General features: G+C 40.5%; 19 protein-coding genes. 5 read left to right on the top strand and 14 right to left on the bottom strand.

Going from position 1 to position 21335, the window contains the following annotated elements; translation table 11 throughout:
* Window positions 1-17 precede the first annotated feature (17 nt).
* Entirely contained in the window at window positions 18-1922 is a 1905-nt protein-coding gene (locus ACFSR0_RS09235) for a M13 family metallopeptidase (RefSeq protein WP_379982119.1), read from the top strand.
* Between the two features lie 109 nt (window positions 1923-2031).
* Here ACFSR0_RS09235 and ACFSR0_RS09230 read toward each other — a convergent pair whose 3' ends face one another.
* The 3 genes from ACFSR0_RS09230 to ACFSR0_RS09220 are packed head-to-tail and all read right to left on the bottom strand — an operon-like array spanning window position 2032 to window position 3632.
* Window positions 2032-2748, bottom strand: a complete 717-nt coding sequence (locus tag ACFSR0_RS09230) for a 5'-methylthioadenosine/adenosylhomocysteine nucleosidase (protein ID WP_379982117.1) — start codon at window positions 2746-2748, stop codon at window positions 2032-2034.
* A gap of 19 nt (window positions 2749-2767) precedes the next feature.
* On the bottom strand, window positions 2768-3064 hold the full coding sequence (gene macP, locus ACFSR0_RS09225; RefSeq protein ID WP_379982115.1) for a cell wall synthase accessory phosphoprotein MacP: 297 nt from the start codon (window positions 3062-3064) through the stop codon (window positions 2768-2770).
* Between the two features lie 4 nt (window positions 3065-3068).
* A complete protein-coding gene (locus tag ACFSR0_RS09220; protein ID WP_379982113.1) occupies window positions 3069-3632 on the bottom strand; it encodes an NUDIX hydrolase in 564 nt (187 codons plus the stop codon).
* Between the two features lie 197 nt (window positions 3633-3829).
* On the opposite strand from ACFSR0_RS09220, the gene ACFSR0_RS09215 reads away from it, so the two are divergent.
* On the top strand, window positions 3830-4477 hold the full coding sequence (locus ACFSR0_RS09215; protein ID WP_379982111.1) for a 5-bromo-4-chloroindolyl phosphate hydrolysis family protein: 648 nt from the start codon (window positions 3830-3832) through the stop codon (window positions 4475-4477).
* A gap of 91 nt (window positions 4478-4568) precedes the next feature.
* Window positions 4569-5777, top strand: a complete 1209-nt coding sequence (locus ACFSR0_RS09210; RefSeq protein WP_379982109.1) for a toxic anion resistance protein — start codon at window positions 4569-4571, stop codon at window positions 5775-5777.
* 57 nt (window positions 5778-5834) lie between these two features.
* On the opposite strand, the gene sapS is transcribed toward ACFSR0_RS09210, so the two are convergent.
* From sapS to ACFSR0_RS09180, 6 genes are all read right to left on the bottom strand, one after another.
* Window positions 5835-6860 carry a two-component system sensor histidine kinase SapS gene (sapS, locus tag ACFSR0_RS09205; RefSeq protein WP_379982107.1) on the bottom strand — a complete coding sequence of 342 codons (1026 nt, stop codon included), beginning with the start codon at window positions 6858-6860 and terminating at the stop codon, window positions 5835-5837.
* An 8-nt stretch (window positions 6861-6868) separates the two neighbouring features.
* Window positions 6869-7543: a two-component system response regulator SapR gene (sapR, locus tag ACFSR0_RS09200; RefSeq protein WP_379982105.1), complete on the bottom strand. Its 675-nt coding sequence runs from the start codon at window positions 7541-7543 to the stop codon at window positions 6869-6871.
* Window positions 7544-7737: 194 nt separating this feature from the next.
* Window positions 7738-8448 carry a glucosamine-6-phosphate deaminase gene (nagB, locus tag ACFSR0_RS09195; protein ID WP_379982103.1) on the bottom strand — a complete coding sequence of 237 codons (711 nt, stop codon included), beginning with the start codon at window positions 8446-8448 and terminating at the stop codon, window positions 7738-7740.
* An 81-nt stretch (window positions 8449-8529) separates the two neighbouring features.
* Window positions 8530-10038, bottom strand: a complete 1509-nt coding sequence (locus ACFSR0_RS09190) for a phosphomannomutase/phosphoglucomutase (RefSeq protein WP_379982101.1) — start codon at window positions 10036-10038, stop codon at window positions 8530-8532.
* Window positions 10039-10214: 176 nt separating this feature from the next.
* Entirely contained in the window at window positions 10215-11996 is a 1782-nt protein-coding gene (locus ACFSR0_RS09185) for an ABC transporter ATP-binding protein (RefSeq protein WP_379982099.1), read from the bottom strand.
* The gene (locus tag ACFSR0_RS09180; protein ID WP_379982097.1) at window positions 11996-13747 is read right to left on the bottom strand and encodes an ABC transporter ATP-binding protein; all 1752 of its coding nucleotides are present in this window, start codon (window positions 13745-13747) and stop codon (window positions 11996-11998) included. Before ACFSR0_RS09180 ends, ACFSR0_RS09185 begins: the two co-directional genes overlap by 1 nt.
* 177 nt (window positions 13748-13924) lie before the next feature.
* On the opposite strand from ACFSR0_RS09180, the gene ACFSR0_RS09175 reads away from it, so the two are divergent.
* Window positions 13925-14764 carry a helix-turn-helix transcriptional regulator gene (locus ACFSR0_RS09175; RefSeq protein WP_379982095.1) on the top strand — a complete coding sequence of 280 codons (840 nt, stop codon included), beginning with the start codon at window positions 13925-13927 and terminating at the stop codon, window positions 14762-14764.
* Between the two features lie 73 nt (window positions 14765-14837).
* Here the strand turns inward: ACFSR0_RS09175 and dtd are convergent, their stop codons facing one another.
* From dtd to ACFSR0_RS09150, 5 genes are all read right to left on the bottom strand, one after another.
* Window positions 14838-15287 (bottom strand): D-aminoacyl-tRNA deacylase, encoded by a 450-nt coding sequence (dtd, locus tag ACFSR0_RS09170; RefSeq protein WP_379982093.1) that lies wholly within the window; start codon window positions 15285-15287, stop codon window positions 14838-14840.
* A 6-nt stretch (window positions 15288-15293) separates the two neighbouring features.
* Window positions 15294-17507: a RelA/SpoT family protein gene (locus ACFSR0_RS09165; RefSeq protein WP_379982091.1), complete on the bottom strand. Its 2214-nt coding sequence runs from the start codon at window positions 17505-17507 to the stop codon at window positions 15294-15296.
* 189 nt (window positions 17508-17696) lie between these two features.
* Window positions 17697-18476, bottom strand: a complete 780-nt coding sequence (locus ACFSR0_RS09160; RefSeq protein WP_379982089.1) for a 16S rRNA (uracil(1498)-N(3))-methyltransferase — start codon at window positions 18474-18476, stop codon at window positions 17697-17699.
* Window positions 18457-19422, bottom strand: coding sequence for a 50S ribosomal protein L11 methyltransferase (gene prmA / locus ACFSR0_RS09155; protein WP_379982087.1), 966 nt, complete (start codon window positions 19420-19422; stop codon window positions 18457-18459). Before prmA ends, ACFSR0_RS09160 begins: the two co-directional genes overlap by 20 nt.
* Before the next feature lie 14 nt (window positions 19423-19436).
* Window positions 19437-19922: a DUF3013 family protein gene (locus ACFSR0_RS09150; protein WP_379982085.1), complete on the bottom strand. Its 486-nt coding sequence runs from the start codon at window positions 19920-19922 to the stop codon at window positions 19437-19439.
* 122 nt (window positions 19923-20044) lie between these two features.
* Between ACFSR0_RS09150 and ACFSR0_RS09145 the strand changes: the two genes are divergently transcribed.
* Complete coding sequence (locus tag ACFSR0_RS09145) at window positions 20045-21331, top strand: replication-associated recombination protein A (protein WP_379982083.1); 1287 nt, start codon at window positions 20045-20047, stop codon at window positions 21329-21331.
* The last annotated feature ends 4 nt before the right edge of the window (window positions 21332-21335 follow it).

The following is a 21335-nucleotide window of genomic DNA, read 5'->3' as shown; positions in this document are numbered from 1 at the left end:
AAAGCGAGGAATTACCTATGAACTTAAATTTAAAAGATGATTTTTATCATTACGTCAATGGAGAATGGATGGAAACAGCCGTTATTCCCGCTGACAGACCTTCCATTGGAGGCTTTCAAGATTTAGTTATCGAAATTGAACAGTTACTAATGAAAACATTCGCTGATTGGTCCGCAAATCCTGAAACAATCCCCAATCAAAAATTAAAACACGCCGTAACCTTTTATCAACTGGCAACCGATTTTGAAGAACGCAATCAATTAGCAGGAAAACCCATTTTGCCAATGTTGGAACGGGTCAAAGCCCTCAATAGCTTCCAAGACTTGAATACCCAATTAGGTGAGTGGATTTTAGAAGGCTTTCCATTACCTTTTGATTTTGGCGTGATGGCGGATATGAAGCAAACTAGCGCCAATGCTGTCTATCTCTCACCGACTCAGTTAATTTTGCCTGATAAAACGTACTATGCCGAAGAAAATGAACAAGCTGATGCCATGTTACAAAAATTTTTCGAAACGACGAGCTTGTTGTTGCAAAAACTCGGTCACACTCGTCCAGAAGCAGAGACTTTAGTTGAACAAGCGATGGCTTTTGATCGCGCGCTCGTGCCTTTTGTCAAAAGTGCCGAAGAAAATGCAGATTATAGTCTAATGTACAACCCTCGCTCGTATGAAGAGGTGGTAAATTATTCGGAACTACTTGACTTTGATCAAGCCTTCTCCGCTACCTTGCCCTTCAAACCAAAACAAGTAATTGTTTCCGAACCCGCCTTTTTTGAATCATTTAAAGAATTTATCACTGAAGAACATTTTCCTTTGTTGAAGAGTTGGATGTATGTCATGACTAGCTTAAATTATACCGACTATTTAAGTGATGATTTACGGATTCTTGGCGGAGAATATGGTCGTTTCTTATCGGGTATCCAAGCAGCAAAAGAACCACTTAAAGCAGCCTATGCACTTGCTTTCAATCAATTTAGTGCAGTTGTGGGTCTTTATTATGGCCAAAACTACTTTGGACCTAAAGCAAAAGAAGATGTTGAACATATGGTTATGACGATGGTTGATGTCTATAAAAATCGTTTGGAACAAAACACTTGGTTAACTGAAGCAACCCGCAAACAAGCCATCGTGAAACTTAATAAAATCGGGATCCATGTGGGATATCCTGAGACCATTCCAGCCATCTATGACCAGTTGGTAACCGTTGCGAAAACAGATGGCGGTACATTCCTTGGCAATGCTTTGCACTTTAAGCGTCTTGCTCGTCAAGACAACTTCAACAAACTATCGCAGCCCGTCGACCGCGAAGAATGGGGCATGGCGGCTGCAACTGTCAATGCTTATTATAGTGGTTTAATGAATATTATTGTCTTTCCAGCAGCCATTCTCCAAGCACCATTTTATAGCATCAACCAATCGAGTAGCGCAAACTACGGAGGCATTGGCGCGGTCATTGCACATGAAATTTCACATGCATTTGATAACAATGGAGCAAAATTTGACGAAAATGGGAATTTACACAATTGGTGGACAGAAGAGGATTTAACTCAATTCCAATCACTAGCGCAAGCCATGATTGATGAGTTTGATGGCATTGATTTTGCTGGTGGCAAGGTGAATGGTAAGTTAACTGTCTCTGAAAATATTGCCGATGCTGGTGGGTTAAGCTGTGCCCTTGAAGCAGCGAAACGTGAAGCGGACTTAAATTTAGTAGACTTCTTTACGAACTGGGCGAAAATCTGGCGAACCAAAGCAACAACCCAATATCAACAATTATTGCTGAATGTCGATGTCCATGGTCCAGCCAAACTACGGGCTAATATTCAATTACAAAATTTGGATGACTTCTTCACCACTTTTGATATTCAATCTGGTGATGCGATGTACCGTGAACCTGAAAAGAGAGTCCATATTTGGTAAAACACGACCTTTCATCAAGTGAGTAGCTAAACAAACATACGTCGTCTGCAAGTTGGCCGTGATGCCAATCTACAGACGACGTATGTTTGTCTTGCTAAAAAGGAGGATCCTACTCTATTGTTCTTTGGTTTGCTGCGTGGTTGTTGATAAACTGTAAAACCATATTCGCAGATTGCTTACCTGCTTTTTCAATAAACTCATCAAAACTTTGTGTTGCTTGATGATCGGCAGTATCGCTCATTGCGCGGATAACTAAAAAAGGAACGCCAAATTGAAAGGCTGTCTGAGCAATGGCCGCTCCTTCCATTTCACATGCGAGTGCTTCTGGAAAGTGATGAAGAATATGCTGAATACTCGCTTGGTTATTGATAAACGCATCGCCAGTGACAATCAGACCTTTTTTCGTTTTCAATTGATTGATTCGTGCCGCTTCTTCAAATTCATTTAATAAACGGGCATCTGCTTCAAAGTACAAAGGCATCCCTGCAGGCAACTGACCGTATTCATACCCGAATCCCGTCACATCCACATCGTGATAGGCTAGCTTTGTCGACAATACCATATCACCAACGGCTAATCCCTTCCCAATTCCACCAGCTGAGCCAGTATTCACGATTGCTTCAACACCATACTTTTGAATTAACAAACTTGCTGTAATGGAAGCAGCAACTTTGCCAATCCCCGATTCCACAACGATCACTTCTTGTTGTTCGATGGTCCCAGAATAAAATTTTGCACCTGCTTGTTCCCACGTCTTTTCATTTACTAACGCTTCACGTAACAGAGCTACCTCTTGGGACATTGCCCCAATAATACCAATTTTCATTATTTCCTCCGTTCATCGATTACAGATAGATAATTGCTAAATAAACAAGGACAATCAAAACCGCAACCAAAGCAATCGCTTTTCCTAAAAACGTATTCATTTGCCGTGATTTTTGATTCTCTCTTGCGCGTGTCTTCTTAATCGGTTGCTTTTTTTTGTATTCTTTGCGGTAAAAACGATCAATCTCTTTTTCTCGACGGTGTTGTTCGTTTTCACTTTCTTTAATCATTTGTTTTTGTTGTTCACTTAATTCATGGTCTGCTTGTTGACGCCGCTTTCGTAATTCCGCTCGAGTAATAAGAGGTTCTTGGCTCATCCACTTACCTACCTTTCAGCATTCGTAACTCCCAGTATGTCACTGCATAGATGGTTTTCGCATCACAAATTGTTCCTTTCACAATTTCTGCTTTGGCTTCTGCGAGTGTTAATGCAACCACCGACAAAAATTCATCCTCATCTGCAGCAAGCGGATGTGCTGCTTTATGAAGCTCTTCTGCCCAATAAATGGTCAAAAATTCGTTGGAAAAACCCGGTGTGGAATACATGCCACATATTTTTTCCCAATGATTCGCTTGATAGTCCGTTTCCTCTTCTAGTTCTCGCTTCGCTGTCTGTTCCGGTGTATTTTCTTCGCCTGGATCTATTTTTCCAGCGGGGATTTCAAGGGTTATTTTTTCCATTGGCTTACGAAATTGACGAACAAATAACATTTTTTCTTGGTCGTCAATGGCCATAATCGCTACTGCCCCATGGTGAAACACCAATTCTCTCGTCGCCATTTTGCCATCCGGAAGCCTCACTTCATCGACAACAAAATCAATAATATTTCCGTGGAATATCTCGTTACGCTTAATTGTTTTTTCTTCAAAATTCTCTCTATCCATTTCATCCACCTCTTTTGTAAAATAGCAAGTTCTGTTTGATTTGTCTATTCTTTTCTAGTGTATCATAGAAAATTATGATTTTTCTAAATTATTGAAATCCATCCCAAGTCTGATACTCAAGTGATTCTACTCGTGTTAAAATACAAATAGAACAAATAAGAACACGTTTTGATTCAGATATTTCAGGAGGAACGTAAATGAAAAAGAACCTATTGTTTGGTGTCTTCTTAGTAATTATTGGCTTCCTATGCTTGGTGATGGCTTTGAGACCAGTTTTTTGGCCGATTGCTTTTTGCCTAGTTGGTGCATGGCTTATGTATCGAGGTTTTGCTGGGGGGAAAAGCAAAACAAAACCTAAGAAAACGACGCCAACTTTATCAAGAGAACGTGAGCGCCACTATCGCGAAAATGGAATGAGTACTCGTGAAATTGAGCTCTTTCGCGAAACCATGAATCAAACAAAAGAGGCGATCGATCAACTTCAACAAAATTTTAGCACGCATGCAAAATTGAAAGCTATTGATTTGCGCCATGACACCGTCAAAGCAGCGAAAGCTTTATTCAAAGAATTGGTAAAAGAACCCCAAAAATTACATTATGCAAGCCATTTTCTCTATACACATTTGCCAAATCTGGTTGATTTAACAAATAAATATATTGAAATTAGTGCGCATGAAATCAAATCGAAAGAAACCTATGATAAAATGGAAGAAAGCATCCTCGTCATTGATCAGATGGCTGCGTTGATTGCTAAAGATTACCAAAATTTCGTTTCAGATGACTTTGAAGATATGGATGTGGAGCTATCACTAGCGAAACAAAGTATCAAAGAAGAGGCCAAGTAACGAACTTCTTTTTTATCAGTGATTTTGCAGAAAATCTAGCTGATGGCTAGATTTTTTTGCTCATTATGAAAAGTTTATAGGAGGGACTCCCATGACAGACGAGTCGAAAAAAGAAACAACCTTTGAAACAGATTCTTTAAATGATTTATTAGCCAATCCCTTTGAGACGCCTATCGACACGTTAACCACCAGTCAACAAGCCGATATCGATGTCTTAAAGAAACAAGAAACCGCACCACGATTAATTGATCAGTTACCAGAAGACCGCCAACAACAAGCGAAAGAGCTAGCAGAAAAAATTGATGTCAACAATCAGCAAGCTGTGATTACTTATGGTGCCAACGCACAAACAAAGTTAAGCGAATTTTCGCAATCCATGTTAAATCACGTACAAGCCGCAGACATTGGTCCTGTTGGTGACTCATTGACAGAATTGATGTTTCGCTTGCAAGAAGCCAATCCCGATGAATTGCGGGCCGGTGACGGCAACTTTTTCCAACGCATGTTTGGGAAAGTCAAGCAATCCATCTACGAAATTACAGCGAAATATCAAAAAATTGGTGCACAAATTGACAAGGTTGCTGTCAAACTAACCAAAGAAAAAGACGGGTTGTTGCAAGACAACTTGATGTTGGAGCAATTGTATCAAAAAAACAAAGACTACTTTGATGCGCTAAATATTTACATCGCAGCTGGCGAATTAAAAATGGATGAAATGCAACAAAAAATCATTCCCGAAGCATTGGCAAAAGCACAAAAAACAGGCGATCAAATGGATGCACAAATAGTCAATGACTATACACAATTTCTGGATCGTTTGGATAAACGAACCCATGATTTACGTTTAGCTAGACAAATTACGATTCAACAAGCACCCCAAATTCGCTTAATTCAAAATACCAATCAAGCGTTGGCTGAAAAAATTCAGGCTTCGGTTGCGACAGCTATTCCATTATGGAAAAACCAAGTGGTGATTGCTTTGACCTTACTTCGTCAAAAGGATGCTGCCACTGCTCAAAGACAAGTCTCAGAAACCACAAATGATCTTCTGCGGAAAAATTCTGAGATGCTCAAAATTTCAGCGATTGAAACAGCCAAAGAAAATGAACGGGGAATCGTTGATATTGAAACCTTACAACAAACGCAAAATGACTTGATTGAAACCATTCAAGAAACACTCCGCATTCAGCAAGAAGGCAAAGAAAAACGTCGTCATGCAGAACGCGAGTTAGGTGTTATGGAGAATGATTTAAAAGAAAAATTGTTAGAACTAACCAGTCATCGAATTGATCACAACTAAAAAAGCTACCCAGAGGCAATTCCTTCTTTGAGAGTGAATTGCCTCATGGGTAGTTTTTTATTTTTGTTCTTGATAGTACGATAATTGTGGGAAAAAGAGTGTAAATTTGGTTCCAGAATTGACTTGGGATTCGACCGTCACATCAATACCTAATTTTTCTGACAAATTTTTCACTAGATATAAGCCTAATCCTGTGGAATGAATTTGCGCATTCCGCCCATTTTTACCAGTAAATCCCTTATCAAAAATGCGATGAAAATCCTCTTTCGGAATGCCGATACCGGTATCCGAGACACTAAGGGACACACCTTGAAGGTTGCGGGCAAATTGAATCAGAATTTGGCCATTCTCTGAAGTGTACTTGATGGCATTTGAAAGCAGCTGACGAAAAATAAATGCCACCCACTTCCCATCTGTTAAAACATACTGGTCCTCACCTTGCAGTTCAAACCGAATATTTTTTTGAATAAAAAAATTGGCTTGACTGCGAATTACTGGTTGAACGGTCTCTTTTAATGATGTTTCTTTAATCAGATAATCTTTCGTAAAACTATCTAGTCTCGCTACGTATAACACCTGTTCCACATAGTCATTCATACGCCCCAATTCATTTTCGATGGCGATAAATTTTTGGTCAGTCAAATCAAATTCGACTGACTTCACGAGTAGTTGCATCGCGGCCAGTGGTACCTTAATCTCATGGACCCAGGAATCAATGTAATCTTTTTGTTCTTCTTGGTTGCCAATGATTTGTTGCATCGTTTCTTGATGTTCACGCAACAATTGATTCATATAGGCTTGTTGAACTTTTTCTTCTTCTGTTTTTGCTCCTGTAACGTAATCCTGCAGCAGACTGGCATTCGTCGTACAAGTGATTTTCGCCCACCATTTTCGCTTCAACCCATAGTAAATCGCTTGAAACCCAATAAGTAAAACCGCCTCTAAAAAAAATAGATAACCCACCACACTCCAACGGAAAGGGTAATTAGGGGTTAACCACAAAACAAATACGGTTAAACTCATAAAAACGAACCATGCAAGATACAAAAGCCACTGATCTTTTAAAAATTTTCTGATTGTCATGGCTCACCTCACGGAACAATATATCCTTGCCCAACCTTCGTTTCAATATAATTGTGTACACCTGCTTGTTCAATTTTTCGCCGAAGACGGTTGATATTCACGGTCAAGGTGTTATCATCAACAAACCGTTCATCATCCCATAATGCGCGCAATAATTTTTCACGACTCAAAATTTTCCCATGATTTTTCATCAAAATATAAAGCAAGCGGTATTCGTTTTTACTCAAGTCTACGAGCTCTCCATTAATTTCTACGCTGCTATTGTCAACATTAAGAATTAAGCCATTGTGAGCAAAGGTTTCTTGGCTACCTTCGACATAATTATAGGAACGTCGCAACAAAGCGTTTATTTTTGCAACAAGAACATCCAATTCAAATGGTTTGGTGACAAAATCGTCCCCTCCCATGTTCATCGCCATAATCATATCCATGTTCGTATTGCGACTGGAAATAAAAATAATAGGCACTTTGGATACTTCCCGAATTTTTTGGCACCAATAAAATCCATCGTAAACAGGTAAATTAATGTCCAATAACACTAATTGTGGCGCCTGTGATTGAAAATCATCGAAAACGGCATGGAAATCCGTTGTTCCAAAAGTTTCAAATTGCCATTTTTGGAGTTCTTCACTGATCAGTTGTCTAATGACCGCTTCGTCTTCGACAATCATTATTTTTGACATACGTACGCCTCCTTTTCTCTCTTCCACTTTACCAAATAAATCAAAAATTCACCATGAAAAATCGTCGTTCTGCCTCAATCTTTTTTTTGAGCACACAAAAAAAGAAACTGTTCTCAAGTCGCTTGCCAAACAATGATGTCTTGTTTAGCAACCACTTCACAAACAATTTCTTTTTCATGATTCCTTCAATTAAATTACGCGTTCGTCAACTCACTCGCAGCGGCTTCGTCAATAATTACGACCACATTTTTATGTGTTTGTAGAACACTTGCTGGTAATTGCTCCGTTACCGAACCTTCAATCATCTTAGCAACAGCGGCAGCCTTTTCCCGACCAAACGCCATCAAAATAATCTGTTTACTTTTAAGAATGGAAGCAATTCCCATCGACAAGGCATGGGTTGGGACTTCTTCGATAGACTCAAAATAGCGTTTGTTCGCTTCAATTGTCGATTCCGTTAGTGCCACAACATGCGTTTCAACTGCGAAAGAAGTGCCTGGTTCATTAAAACCAATATGCCCATTGCGACCAATGCCCAGTACTTGTAAGTCAATAGGATGATCTGCAATAATTTGGTTATAACGGATACATTCTGCATCCAAGTCGTTTGCTTTCCCGTTTGGTACGAATGTTTCCTTAAATGGCTTGTGGAGAAATAACCGGTCATTCATAAAATAGCGGTAACTTTGTGGATTTTCGCCACTAAGACCAACATATTCATCTAAATTCACAGAAGTCATATCCGAAAAATCTAAGTCGCTCTTCACCATTTCTTGATAAAGTGTTTCTGGTGTACTACCAGTTGCTAACCCTAGTGTTGTTATCCCTTTCGCCATCTCTTCTTTTAAAATAGCAAAGGCTTGTTTTCCGCCTTCTTGTGCGTTTTTGACTTGAATGACTTTCATTTTTAACGTCTCCTTCTATTTGGTATATACCAAATATACCACGAACCGTCCGTTTAAGCAAGAGTTGTCTATACCAAATGGTTAATTTGCTAAATAAGCCGTCAACTGGTCTTGATTAACTTCTGGAAATGCCGCTAAAATTGCTGGAAATGCCGCTATGGTTTGTCGAACCTTTCCAAATTCATCATTTTCTACTTGTAAAACGAGCAATGGTTCATGCAAACTCATCCGTAGTAAAAACCAGCCTGAACCATAGGGCGCCGTCACTTTAAAGCGAACCCCTTCTTCATTTTCTGGATCCAATATCCAGCCTAGCTGCTTGCCCTTACGGAAAGTTTCAATCACAGACTCCCCTAGCGCACGATAGTCAGCTGTCATTAGCTTAAATCGGATTTCTTGTGTCTCGGCAGGTTGCCTCAAATCAGCAATTAATTCGTCTAGTGTGAGCTGTTGTTGTTGCAATTTGGGTAACAACATCAAAATCTTAGCAATGACATAAGCCCCATAATCCAGAAAATAATTTTCTTTAAACGCAGCGTGTCCACTCGTTTCGATAGCCAATTGACAGTCTATCCCGGAAGCATTTAATGCAATCGCTTTATTGATCACATTACGATACCCTGAAATGTAGCGTACTTGCTTTCCACCTAACTGCTCAATAAATGATTTCAGATGATCAGAAGTAGGCGAGTTAGTCACAATGCTTGTTTGGGGATATTCATCTAAGACAATGCGACTTAAAATGGCAATCAAGTTGTTGCGATTGAGGACATCCCCACTTTTCGTTACAACTGCTGAACGGTCCACATCCGTATCAAAAATAACACCTAAATCTGCGTGATTGGCTAAAACAGCAGCTTGGATACTTGCCATGGCCTCTTTATTATCTGGATTTGGAATATGGTTTGGAAAGTGCCCGTCCGGTTCTAAAAATTGTGAACCAGTGGTATCCGCACCCAGAGGTTGTAACACTTTTTCAGCAAAATACCCGCCAGCGCCATTCCCAGCGTCGACAATAATCTTCACCCCTTTGAGTGGCTGACTAGCAGTTGTTTGCATACCTCTACGAATTTTGTTAACTAAATCTTCCGCGTAAGGCGTTAAAATATCAGCTTTTTGAATTTCTAGTTTCTCGGCACTCGCTTCGGGTAAATCAAGGTGCGTCAGAATATAGGCAATATCTTTTTTTTCGGCACCGCCCGTCTGGCTAAATACTTTGATACCATTAAAATAAAACGGCAAATGACTTGCGGTAAACATAATCCCTGCATCACAGGCAAACTGGTCAAACTGGGTACTCATAAACATTGCTGGGGTCGTTGCTAATTGAAAATCAAGAACACGAACCCCTAAATTTTGCAATTCATTCATAAATGTGTCTGCCAAAGTTGGACCACTCAAGCGGCTGTCTCGCCCCACCCCAATAGTTAATGGAACACGGACGATATTTTTCTCATTTCGTAACCAATTTACCAACCCACTGGCAATTGTTTTTACCGCTTCCGGTGTCAGATTGGCTTGATATTCGTCTGTGGCAATGGCAATTCCTCGAATATCCGAACCATTTTGTAACGCTGTTAGATGACTCATGCTTCTTCCTCCTATCCATCATTTCGCTTTCATTATACCAAATTTCAGGATGAGAACCGGAGAAACTTTCGTGACACAAAAGATGGATTTTGTCTCTTACGATTGACTTAGCGCTTAGGGACTTGGATGATGCCTTTTTTTATTCTTTGGCGTGGCCTATTTCCCAATCGAAGCACCTAATTGGCTCGAATCAAATCATATTGCGATTGATATAAGTGATGGTAGCGACCACGGAGCGCCATTAATTCTTCATGGGTGCCTGCTTCTGCGATTTTGCCTTCATCGACATAGAAAATTTGATCACTATTTTTAATGGTTGAAAGTCGATGCGCGATAATAAAGGAAGTACGTCCTTTTAATAATTGCTGCAACCCTACTTGCAGCTGTTCCTCTGTTTTGGTATCGATGCTAGAGGTTGCTTCATCTAATATAAGCAATTTGGGATTGGCCAATAAGGCACGTGCAAAAGACAGCAACTGTCTTTGTCCTGCCGAAAGAGTGCTCCCTCGCTCTTCAACAACTGTATGATAGCCATCTTTTAACTCTTGAATAAATTCATGTGCTTGCACAATTTTGGCAGCTGCGATAATTTCTTCTTCTGTCGCATCCAATTTTCCATACCGAATGTTTTCTAAAATGGTTCCAGAGAAAATGAACGTATCTTGCAGCATCACTCCCATTTGTGAACGCAAGGAACGCAAGGTGACCTCGCGCACATCGATGCCATCAATCAACACCTGACCACGCTGTACATCATAAAAGCGGCTTAACAAATTAATCACTGTTGTCTTTCCAGCGCCTGTTGGTCCAACTAGCGCGATGCTTTGACCGGGTGGAATGTGGAATGATACATTTTTTAAAATAGGTTTGTCTGGTTCATAACCAAATGTTACCTGTGAAAAGCGCACATCGCCTTTGATCATCGGCAATTCCTTGGCATTTGGTGCGTCTTGAATTGCTGGTATTTCATCCATTGTTTCAAAAATACGTTCCAAATAAGCCGTAGCTGTAATGAGGGAATTGTAAAAATTTCCAATATTGATAACTGGATTCCAGAAATTATTAACGTACCCAATAAACGCAATCAATGTCCCAGTGGAAACCGATACGCCTAATTGCCGAATTCCGACATAATAAATTAAGCACGTCGTTAAAACCGAGATATTTTGAACCACTGGCCAAAGAAGAAATTGAATTTTTACTGCACTCATCCAAGAACCACGATATTCCTCATTTACTTCGCTAAATACTTGATAGTTTTCTCGCTCTCTAGCAAAAGATTGGGTAATTTTAATTCCAGCAATACTTTCATGGATATACGCATTCAAATTGGATTGTTTATTGCTTAGCACTTGGTAGGCTTGTCTCTGTTTTTGTTTGATAACCATTACTATTGCAAATAAAATCGGCAATAAGCCCAAACTATAAAGGGTTAACACTGGGTCAATCCATGCCATAAACGCCAATGTTACGATGACACTCATCAAGTCTGAAATCAAATTAATTAACCCATTACTCAATAAATCACTCAACGTATTAATATAGTTGACCACGCGAATCAAAATTTTTCCATGAGGCCGATTGTCAAAATAAGAGAAAGGAAGCGTCTGTAAATGACGAAAAATATCAAATCGCATGTCTTTTAACATATCCTGACCAATTTCTGTCATTTTTAAAATACGATACTTCAGACACCAAGCAATCACCAAAAGAGATGCCAAAAAAATCACGCTAATCCAAAGAAGAAGTGTCATATTCTTTTGAGGAATAACTTGGTCAATCGCTACTTTGGTAAAATAAGGTCCTAACATGCTCGCAATATTGGCGAGCAAAATCACGACTAACACACGATAGATTGAGTGCTTGTATGGTTTGATATACTGACCCAATCGACGATAGTGTTGCCAATTAAATTCTTGTTCCAATTCTTCATCAACTGCAAATGTATTTCTTGCCATTAGTTGCTCCCCCCTTTTTCAGCGGTTGTCAGTCCTAATTGTTTTTGGTAGACCTCATAGTAAGCCCCGCGTTTTGCAATTAGTTGCTCATGTGTTCCTTGTTCAATGATTTTCCCTTTTTCCATCATCAAAATACAATCCGCCTCTCGTACAGATGAAATACGGTGCGCGATAATGAATGTCGTTTTTTCTGAAGTTAATCGTGTCAATTCTTGTTGAATTTTCGACTCGGTCTCCATATCTACTGCAGAAGTCGTATCATCCAAAATTAAAATGGCAGGATTTTTGGCTAATGCACGTGCCAAAGAAATTCGTTGCTTTTGCCCGCCAGAAAGTCCAACGCCCCGTTCACCGATAATCGTACTGTACCCATCTGGCATTTTACTGATAAAAAAATCTGCGTCAGCAATGCGAGCCATTTCACGGATATAAGGTGCATCGGCGGTTGGATTTCCAAATGCAATATTTTCTTCAATTGTGTTAGAGAAGAGGAAGATATCTTGCATGACCATAGCAATGTTTTCCCGGAGTTGCCGAACCGGGTAACTTTTGGCATCCTTCCCATCAATACGGACTTGACCCGTTGTTGGATCATAAAAACGAGCGACTAAATTTACTAACGTCGTTTTCCCAGAGCCGGTCTCCCCTAAAATGCCAATCGTTTGTCCCGGATGAACCGAAAAAGAAATTCTTGATAAGACTTCCGTTTCTGGATCATCCGAAAAATGGAAAGAAACATTGTCAAATGTGATATCTCCTCGAATTGTCACTTCTTCTGAGTGAGCGGCAATTGGAATTTGGGGTTTCGTATTTAGCATTTGTCTGATTTTGATGCATGCAGCGGAAAACCGTTGCACATCATTAATTAACCAACCACTCATTCGCATGGGCATATTCAACATCCACAAAAAGCCATTAAACGCGATTAGATCGCCTAATGTCATTTGTTGGCGAATCACCAACCATCCACCTAGTGCCAATGAAATCAAGGAAAGGCTTCCTGCAAATAAATCTAGCCATGGAAGATAAGTAGCAGATACTTTTGCTGAAGCCATATTTTTTGCTTTGTAATCTTCATTGTGTTTTGCAAATTTTTCCAGCTCATACGGTTCTCTTGTAAAAGCCTTTACAACTCGATTGCCACCAATATTTTCTTCTACCATAGAATTCAAGCGGGAAAAACTTTCGCGAATCTCAAAAAACACTGGGTGGGCTTCTTTTGACATTTTAGTAGTAAAAAAATAAATCAGTGGCGTCACAACCAGCATCGCTAGTGTCAAAGGAACGCTTAACGTCATCATCACAATCATGGCTAAAACAAACCAAATCACACATTCAAGAATATTGTAAACTACCCATGAAACAAAATGGCGAATTGCATCGGTATCACCAGTCATCCGGGCCATAATGTCCCCCACTCGGGTGTGATTAAAAAAATCAAAATCCAGTTCTTGCAATTTCTTGTACATATCTTGTCTTAAAACAAATAAGGTATTTTGACCAACGCGTTCAAACAAGATTTGATACGTGTAGCGGATAATAGTCCGAATGAACGTCACCGCAATCATGATGCTTACATATGGCACGAGCCACTCTGTTTTTTGCTGGTCAATTACCACATCAACCAATTTTCCTGATAGTAGTGGATTAATCACAATTAATGCCGCATTCAGCAGCAAAAATACCAATGCTAAACCTAATTGCCTAGAGTAAGATTTCGCATATTGCCAAATCCATTGAAAATTATTCATTTTGTCTTCCTCCAACTTTTTTGCTAGTCCTATCTTATCGTTCTTAAACAAAATAAGAATGGAATTATTTAGTTAGAAAGATGGATAATTTTACCTTATTCAATCAATTTCATACCCGTTCTATTTTTTTTCAGCTATACTAAAGAAAGCGATTAAGTTTAATGGAGGAATTCAATCATGTTTTTTCAACCGGAAATTCTTTATGTCTTCGATGTTTGGAACCAGCCTGGCAATCATTATCATCGACATACCCATGATTTTTTTGAAATTAGTTTCCTGTTGGAAGGGGAAGCCACGTATTGGTTCCAAAATCAATGGCATACCATTCGTGGCGGTGATTTATTGCTTTTTAATCCTCAGGTTGAACATGCTGAAAAACAAAGTATGACCTCTTATTCTCACCAACTACATATTGGCATTCGTCAATTTCAACTTCCGGACTTGGCACCCAATGTCTTCCCAACCGCGAGTCCCCACGTATTGTTGCGAGAAAATCAGCTACAAATTTTCGATAAAGCCTGGCAATTAATGAAGGAATTTAACGATCAACCAGATGGCTTTAAGCTAATGGGGCAAGCACTAGTGACGGAACTACTCATTTTTTTGTTACGCAGTGTTCAGTCAAACGAACGCTTTGAAGAAGCCAAACAGCGTCCTACTTTAAAAAATGAACGTTTGACTCGTGTGGTTACCTCCGTGCAAAGTTATATTGAACACAACTTTGAAAAAGACATTTCCTTGGAATCATTAGCTAATGCTTATTATGTTAGCCCAACCTACCTTTCCAAAAGTTTTAAAGAACAATTAGGAATATCGCCCATCACCTATTTAATTCAAGTTCGTCTAAAGCATGCCTTCCAACTGCTTCAAGATCAACATGGATCCGTAAAAGATGTCGCTCAGGCAGTCGGCTACGAAGATGCCTATCATTTCAGTAAATCCTTCAAAAAAATATATGGCGTTGCGCCTTCAAAAATCAAGGCTACTCCCAAAAATAAAGCGCCGCTGAAAGAGTGATAAAAAACCACAGAAGAACGAAGGTCAAGCCATTCGTTCTTCTGTGGTTTTTTGCCTTATGCTTTGGTTAGGGTTACTCTTTTTCTCGTGTATCATAAAGAATCGTTACGGGTCCATCATTAATCAAGGAAACTTGCATTTCTGCACCAAATTTTCCCGTTGCCACAGGAATATTTTTTTCGCGTAGTGCTTGGTTGAACGCCTCATAAAGTGGTTCGGCCACTTCCGGTCGTGCTGCTGCAATAAAACTTGGGCGATTGCCTTTCTTGGTTTGCGCATATAAGGTAAATTGTGAAATACTTAAAACTGCGCCTCCAATCGTAGCCAAGGATTCATTCATTTTTCCCTCATGATCCTCAAACACTCGTAATTGAGCAATCTTTTTGGCGAGATAATGGGCATCGTCGATTGTATCTTCTTGATGAATGCCTAATAAAACGACAAAGCCACAATCAATCTTTCCTAAACAAACCTCATCAACCGCTACCTGAGCTTGGGATACGCGTTGAACAACTGCTCGCATCTTTTTTTATCCTTTCATACGACGAACGCTATAAACGTCGGGTACTTGCTTAATTTTTTCAACAATTGATCGAAGATGCGCAAGATTTTGAATTCCTACAGTTAGTCGAATCGTTGCTGTTTTTTCCTTATTGCTACGTGCTTCTACTCCAACTAGCCGTTTCGTCATAGAGCTAACTGTTTGTAAGATGTCATTTAACAAACCTGAACGATCGTATCCATAAATTTCAATATCCGCATCGTATTCTTTTTCTTTGCTGGCTGTGTCTTCCCATTCCACCTCAATTAGCCGATTTTCGACTTCCTCTGAATTGCGCACATTGGGGCAATCCGCTCGGTGAATAGAGATGCCGCGTCCTTTGGTGATATACCCAACGATTGGATCACCTGGTACGGGGTTGCAACAACGACTGATCCGAATGAGCAAGTTGTCCACCCCTTGGATGACAATGCCTCCCTCATGGCGTACCTTCATTTTTTCAGGTTCTTTTTTGACAGGCTGATTCAGAAGTTCTTGGACTTGCTGCTTTTGTTTTTCTAGATCACGTTCCTTGCGTTCTTCTTCGGTTAAACGATTGGCTAGAGTCGTTGGACTAACTTCTCCAAAGCCGACTGCGGCAAATAGGTCATCGTCTGTCTGATAATTAAAGCGACCTAATGCTTCTTGTAGTTTTGTTTTGGTCAAGATTTCTTTCGGTACAAACCCCATATCCATTAAAGTTCGAACGACCGCATCATGTCCTTTTACAATATTGGCATCCCGATCTTGCGTTTTAAAAAATCGTTTGATTTTGTTTTTGGCTTTGCTTGTTGCCACCAATTTTAGCCAATCCCGACTTGGACCAAACGAATTGGGAGAAGTCAAGATTTCGACAATATCCCCATTTTTCAATTTATAATCCAATTGGACCATTTTGCCATTAATCTTCGCTCCAACGGTCTTGTTGCCAATATCAGTATGGATATTGTAGGCAAAATCAAGTGGACTTGAGCCTTGTGGGAGTTCAGAAACATCCCCATTTGGAGTGAAAACATAGACTTTGTCGCTAAAGATATCTCCTTTGACCCCTTCCATAAAATCAGAGGCATCATAGCTTTCATCTTTGAGTTCCAAAATTTCTTTAAACCAGCCGACTTGTTCCGTCATTTGATCTGGTTTAACTTTGTCTGTTTTACCTTCCTTATAGGCCCAGTGTGCGGCTACCCCAAATTCGGCAATTTCATGCATTTCATGTGTTCGAATTTGAATTTCTACGGGGTTCCCATTTGGTCCAATGACTGTGGTATGCAAAGATTGGTACATATTGGCTTTTGGCATCGCGATATAATCTTTGAAACGGCCCGGCATTGGTTTCCATTTGGTATGGATGGTTCCTAAGACTGCATAGCAATCCTTAATTGAATCCACAATCACCCGAATAGCTAATAAATCATAAATCTCATCAAATTGCTTTTTCTTATCCACCATCTTGCGATAAATGGAATAGATGTGCTTGGGCCGACCATATATTTCAGCATAAATATCTAGTTCTTCCGTAGCTACCCGTAATTCCTCTACCGTTTTTTCAACATAAGCTTCGCGTTCATCGCGTTTGGTCTTCATTAAATGGACGATGCGGTAATACTGTTGTGGATTAATGTACCGCAATGAACGGTCCTCTAATTCCCACTTAATACGACTAATCCCTAAACGATGAGCCAATGGTGCATAGATTTCAAGTGTTTCTCGAGCAATTCGGCGCTGTTTGTCCTCACGTAAATGTTTTAGCGTACGCATATTATGCAACCGGTCAGCTAATTTAACCATAATGACCCGTAAATCTTGTGCCATGGCAATCAACATTTTTCGGTGATTCTCTGCTAATTGCTCTTCATGTGATTTGTATTTAATTTTCCCTAATTTCGTTACACCATCGACTAGCATTGCAACATCCGGCCCAAATTCGTCCGTTAAATCTTGAAGAGTCACTTCCGTATCTTCAACAACATCGTGTAAAAAGCCTGTTGCAACGGTATGCGGATCCATTTGCAATTCTGCTAAAATCCCGGCCACTTGAATAGGATGAATAATATACGGTTCCCCTGACTTACGAAACTGCCCTTCATGTGCTTTTGTCGCGTAATCCAATGCTTTTTGCACAAATGCTACATGTTCGTCACTCATGTAACGTGCAACCATATTCATGACCCCTGGGCCAGTCAAGATGATATCTTTTGCCATACTCCCTACCCCTTCTTTAAAAAATCGACGGATGTGAAAAAGTCTCCACTTTTCCATCGGACTCTTTTCCAATGGCCACTTCTGTGATTTCTGGTTTCGTTCATTTTTTGGAAAGAAAAAAGAAAGTACCACCTGTCAGCAGTACTTTCCAAATGATTGGTCTTATTATACAAAGAAATAGCGTTTTTTTCAATCCACGGACGTTGGTTCCGCTTGGCAGAGTTCATAATGATAACTGGCGGCCCCCAACACATAAAGTGGTGCGGTCTCTGTTCGTAAAATACGTGGTCCCAACCCACAACAGAGCGCTCCTGCTGAAAGAAATTGCGCAATTTCCTCTGGTAAAAAGCCGCCCTCTGGACCAAAAATCACCAATAGCTGTTGCCCCGGCCGCATTTTTTTGAAGGTTTCTACCAATTGGGCATGTTCCCCTTTTTTGGCCGACTCTTCATAAGCAATGAGTACCTGATCTGCGGTTTGCATTTGTGTCAACAATTGACTTTGATTCTCGAGTAGTACTACTCGAGGACAGCTTTGCCGATGGGATTGCTCAGCTGCTTCTTGGGCAATTTTCTGTAGTCGCTCTTGCTTTTTTTGACGTTTCTTTTGATCCCATTTGACAATGGATGTCTTAGCTGGAAAGGCAAGGAATTGATTTGCTCCTAGTTCCGTTCCCTTTTGGACAATCCATTCCAACTTATCGCCTTTTGGAAAGCCACTTGCGATGGTCACGTTAATTGGTAACTCGCGATGAACTTGCTCGCGATTTCCTAACTCAAGCACCACTGAATCTGAGTTTATTTGGCCAATTCGGGCTTCAACACTGACACCATCGCTAAAAACCAGATATACCTGTGTGCCTACCTCCATCCGCATCACGTGAACCATATGATGAAAGGGTTCCCCGGATACTTCATAGGACTGCGGTGTCGTAGTTCCATAAGCTGTATTAAGAAAGTAGCGTTGCATCATCTTCCTCCATTTTTACGAAAATCAGCGCATGCCAATCTTTTTGTGTAAACATCTGTGCCAATAGAAAACCATGTGCCTGCATCTCTGCCAAAATCAGTGGCTTTTTCTCGGAAATAATGCCTGAAACAATAAAATGACCGGCGGGTTTTAACAGTCGAGCAGCGTCTGGTATCATACGCACAATGATATCGGCTAAAATATTTGCCACAATCACATCTGCCTGGATGGTAATACCCGTTAATAAATCATTAGCCGAGACCGTTACCTCTTTGGCAATTGGGTTTAAATCCATATTTTCTTGCGCTGCAGCCACTGCAACACTATCCAAATCAAACGCATGAACCTCTTTGGCTCCGTAGTACTTACTAGCAATGCTTAACACACCAGAGCCCGTGCCAACATCTAAGACAGTCTCACCACCTCGCAAAGTCACTTCTAGTGCTTGCAACGTTAGGTTAGTCGTTGGATGCGTACCAGTCCCAAACGCCATACCAGGATCTAGCAAAATAACCTTTTCGTCCGGCATCGTTGGTTGGTACGTTTCCCAACTAGGAACAATGGTTAAATAACGCGTCACTCGAACAGGGTGGTAATATTTTTTCCAAGCAGTCGCCCAATCCTCTTCCGCCACTTCACTGACTGTCATCGTATTTTTCCCAATGGCTAGGCCAAATTCAGGTAACTTATCAATTTGGGCTTGGATAAAGGGCAAATGTTCCAGTAAAAAGACAGTCTCTGGAAAATAAGCCATGACCAAAGCGCCTTCCTTAATGTGGTCAAACCCTTCTTTGGTTAATAATTCTCCATATTCATCCGAGTGGAAATTTGCTACATCCAAGGCATCTTCGATTGCTACACCACTCGCTCCCGCTTCCATCAATAGATTGGCGACTGCTTCGACCGCTTCACTTGCTGTTTCTATTTTTACTTCATTCCATTTCATCTCACTGATTCTCCTTAATAACTTGGGTACGGTAAATAACGTTCATTGTTGGGGTTACTTATTTCCGCCTGGATGTGTTGGAAAGTTTCCTTTGAAAAGTGTAACTCAAACGTACTTGCATCTTCGGAAACAAGAAAGTCGAGCAGATCATCTTGCCCATTGATCAGGATATCTGGTAGATAACGAACTAACGCATCAATCACTTTTTGCTGAAGACCTTTTTTCCCTGCAAATGGAATCGTTGCTAAGTAGTCTGCTTCATCAAAGCTTGTTTTTTGGTCATCATAGAATAAGATGGCGTCTTCGAATTCAATCACTTCTTCTTCAGAACGGACTCCTTCTTGATCATCGATTGTTAAGTGATTGGTATTTTCTGCGTACAAACGAATAATCAATTCAATTGCATGGTTACGAGTATCCCAATCAATCGCCAAATCAAAATCGGCTAGTTTTTTTTCTATTTGTTCATCTAAATAGGTCAACATTGTGTCTTTTGCCATTTCGTTCTCCTTTAATTATGTGGTAGCTCAAGTTTACCATTATTACTCCTTTAGAACCACACGAGAACTTAGGAAATTATGCTATACTAACTATAGCAACATGTAGAAGGAGTCGAATAACCATGTATCACCCTTTAGCCTATCGTATGCGTCCGCGTAACTTAGAAGAAGTCGTTGGTCAACAACACTTAGTTGGGCCAGGAAAAATTATTCGTCGCATGGTGGATGCCCATTTGCTTTCTTCCATGATTCTCTATGGCCCTCCAGGTACGGGGAAAACAAGTATTGCCAGTGCTATTGCTGGGTCTACCCATTTCGCTTTTCGAACGCTGAATGCCGCCACGGATTCCAAAAAAGATTTGCAAATTGTCGCCGAGGAAGCCAAGATGAGTGGTACCGTCATTTTGCTCCTAGATGAAGTGCATCGCTTGGATAAAACAAAACAAGATTTTTTGTTACCCCATTTAGAAAATGGACGAATCATCCTCATTGGCGCAACCACTGAAAATCCTTATATTACCATCAATCCGGCTATCCGAAGTCGAACACAAATTTTTGAAGTGTATCCTTTGAGTGAAGACGATATCCGTTTGGCTCTCCAACAAGCGCTACTCGATAAAGAACGGGGTTTAGGTAACATGCCTTTAACCATCGATGATGCGGCCCTCAATCATTTGGCTCGGGTGACAAATGGGGATTTGCGTAGCGCGCTCAACGCGTTAGAGCTGGCAGCAAAATCAACACCACCAAATACTGATCATGTGATCCAACTCACCTTGACAATCATTGCGGAATGCGTCCAAAGAAAAGCGTTGTCACATGACAAAGATGGTGACGCGCACTATGATGTGATTTCGGCGTTTCAAAAATCGATTCGGGGAAGTGATCCCGATGCCGCATTGCACTATTTAGCCCGCCTAGTTGAAGCTGGAGATTTGGCAAGCATTTGTCGGCGGCTACTCGTAATTGGCTATGAAGACATTGGTTTGGCAAATCCCGCTGCCGCTGCTCGTACAGTCGATGCCGTTTTAGCTGCTGAACGCCTAGGTTTACCAGAAGCCCGAATTCCATTGGCCACAGCCGTTGTCGATCTTTGTCTCTCTCCAAAATCCAATTCAGCCTATACTGCTTTGGATGCAGCGATTGCCGACATCAAAGATGGACGCGCAGGACAAATCCCTGATCATTTGCGAGATAGTCATTATCAAGGGGCAAAAGCCTTAAATAGAGGTGTAGGGTATCAATACCCTCACGAGTTTTATGATGGTTGGGTGAACCAAACTTATCTACCGAAATCATTACAAAACAAACAATACTATTTTCCAAAAGAAACTGGCCGCTATGAACAGGCGCTTCAGAACCGCTTAAAAGAGCTGAAACGTCGCAAAAAAGAAACGCCGCCTCACTAAGTTG

Origin of the sequence: Enterococcus camelliae, from assembly GCF_042685105.1 — a bacterium.
Classification (GTDB): domain Bacteria; phylum Bacillota; class Bacilli; order Lactobacillales; family Enterococcaceae; genus Enterococcus_G; species Enterococcus_G camelliae.
The sequence above is the reverse complement of the archived record's forward strand: the minus strand, read 5'-3'. Positions and strand labels throughout refer to the sequence as shown.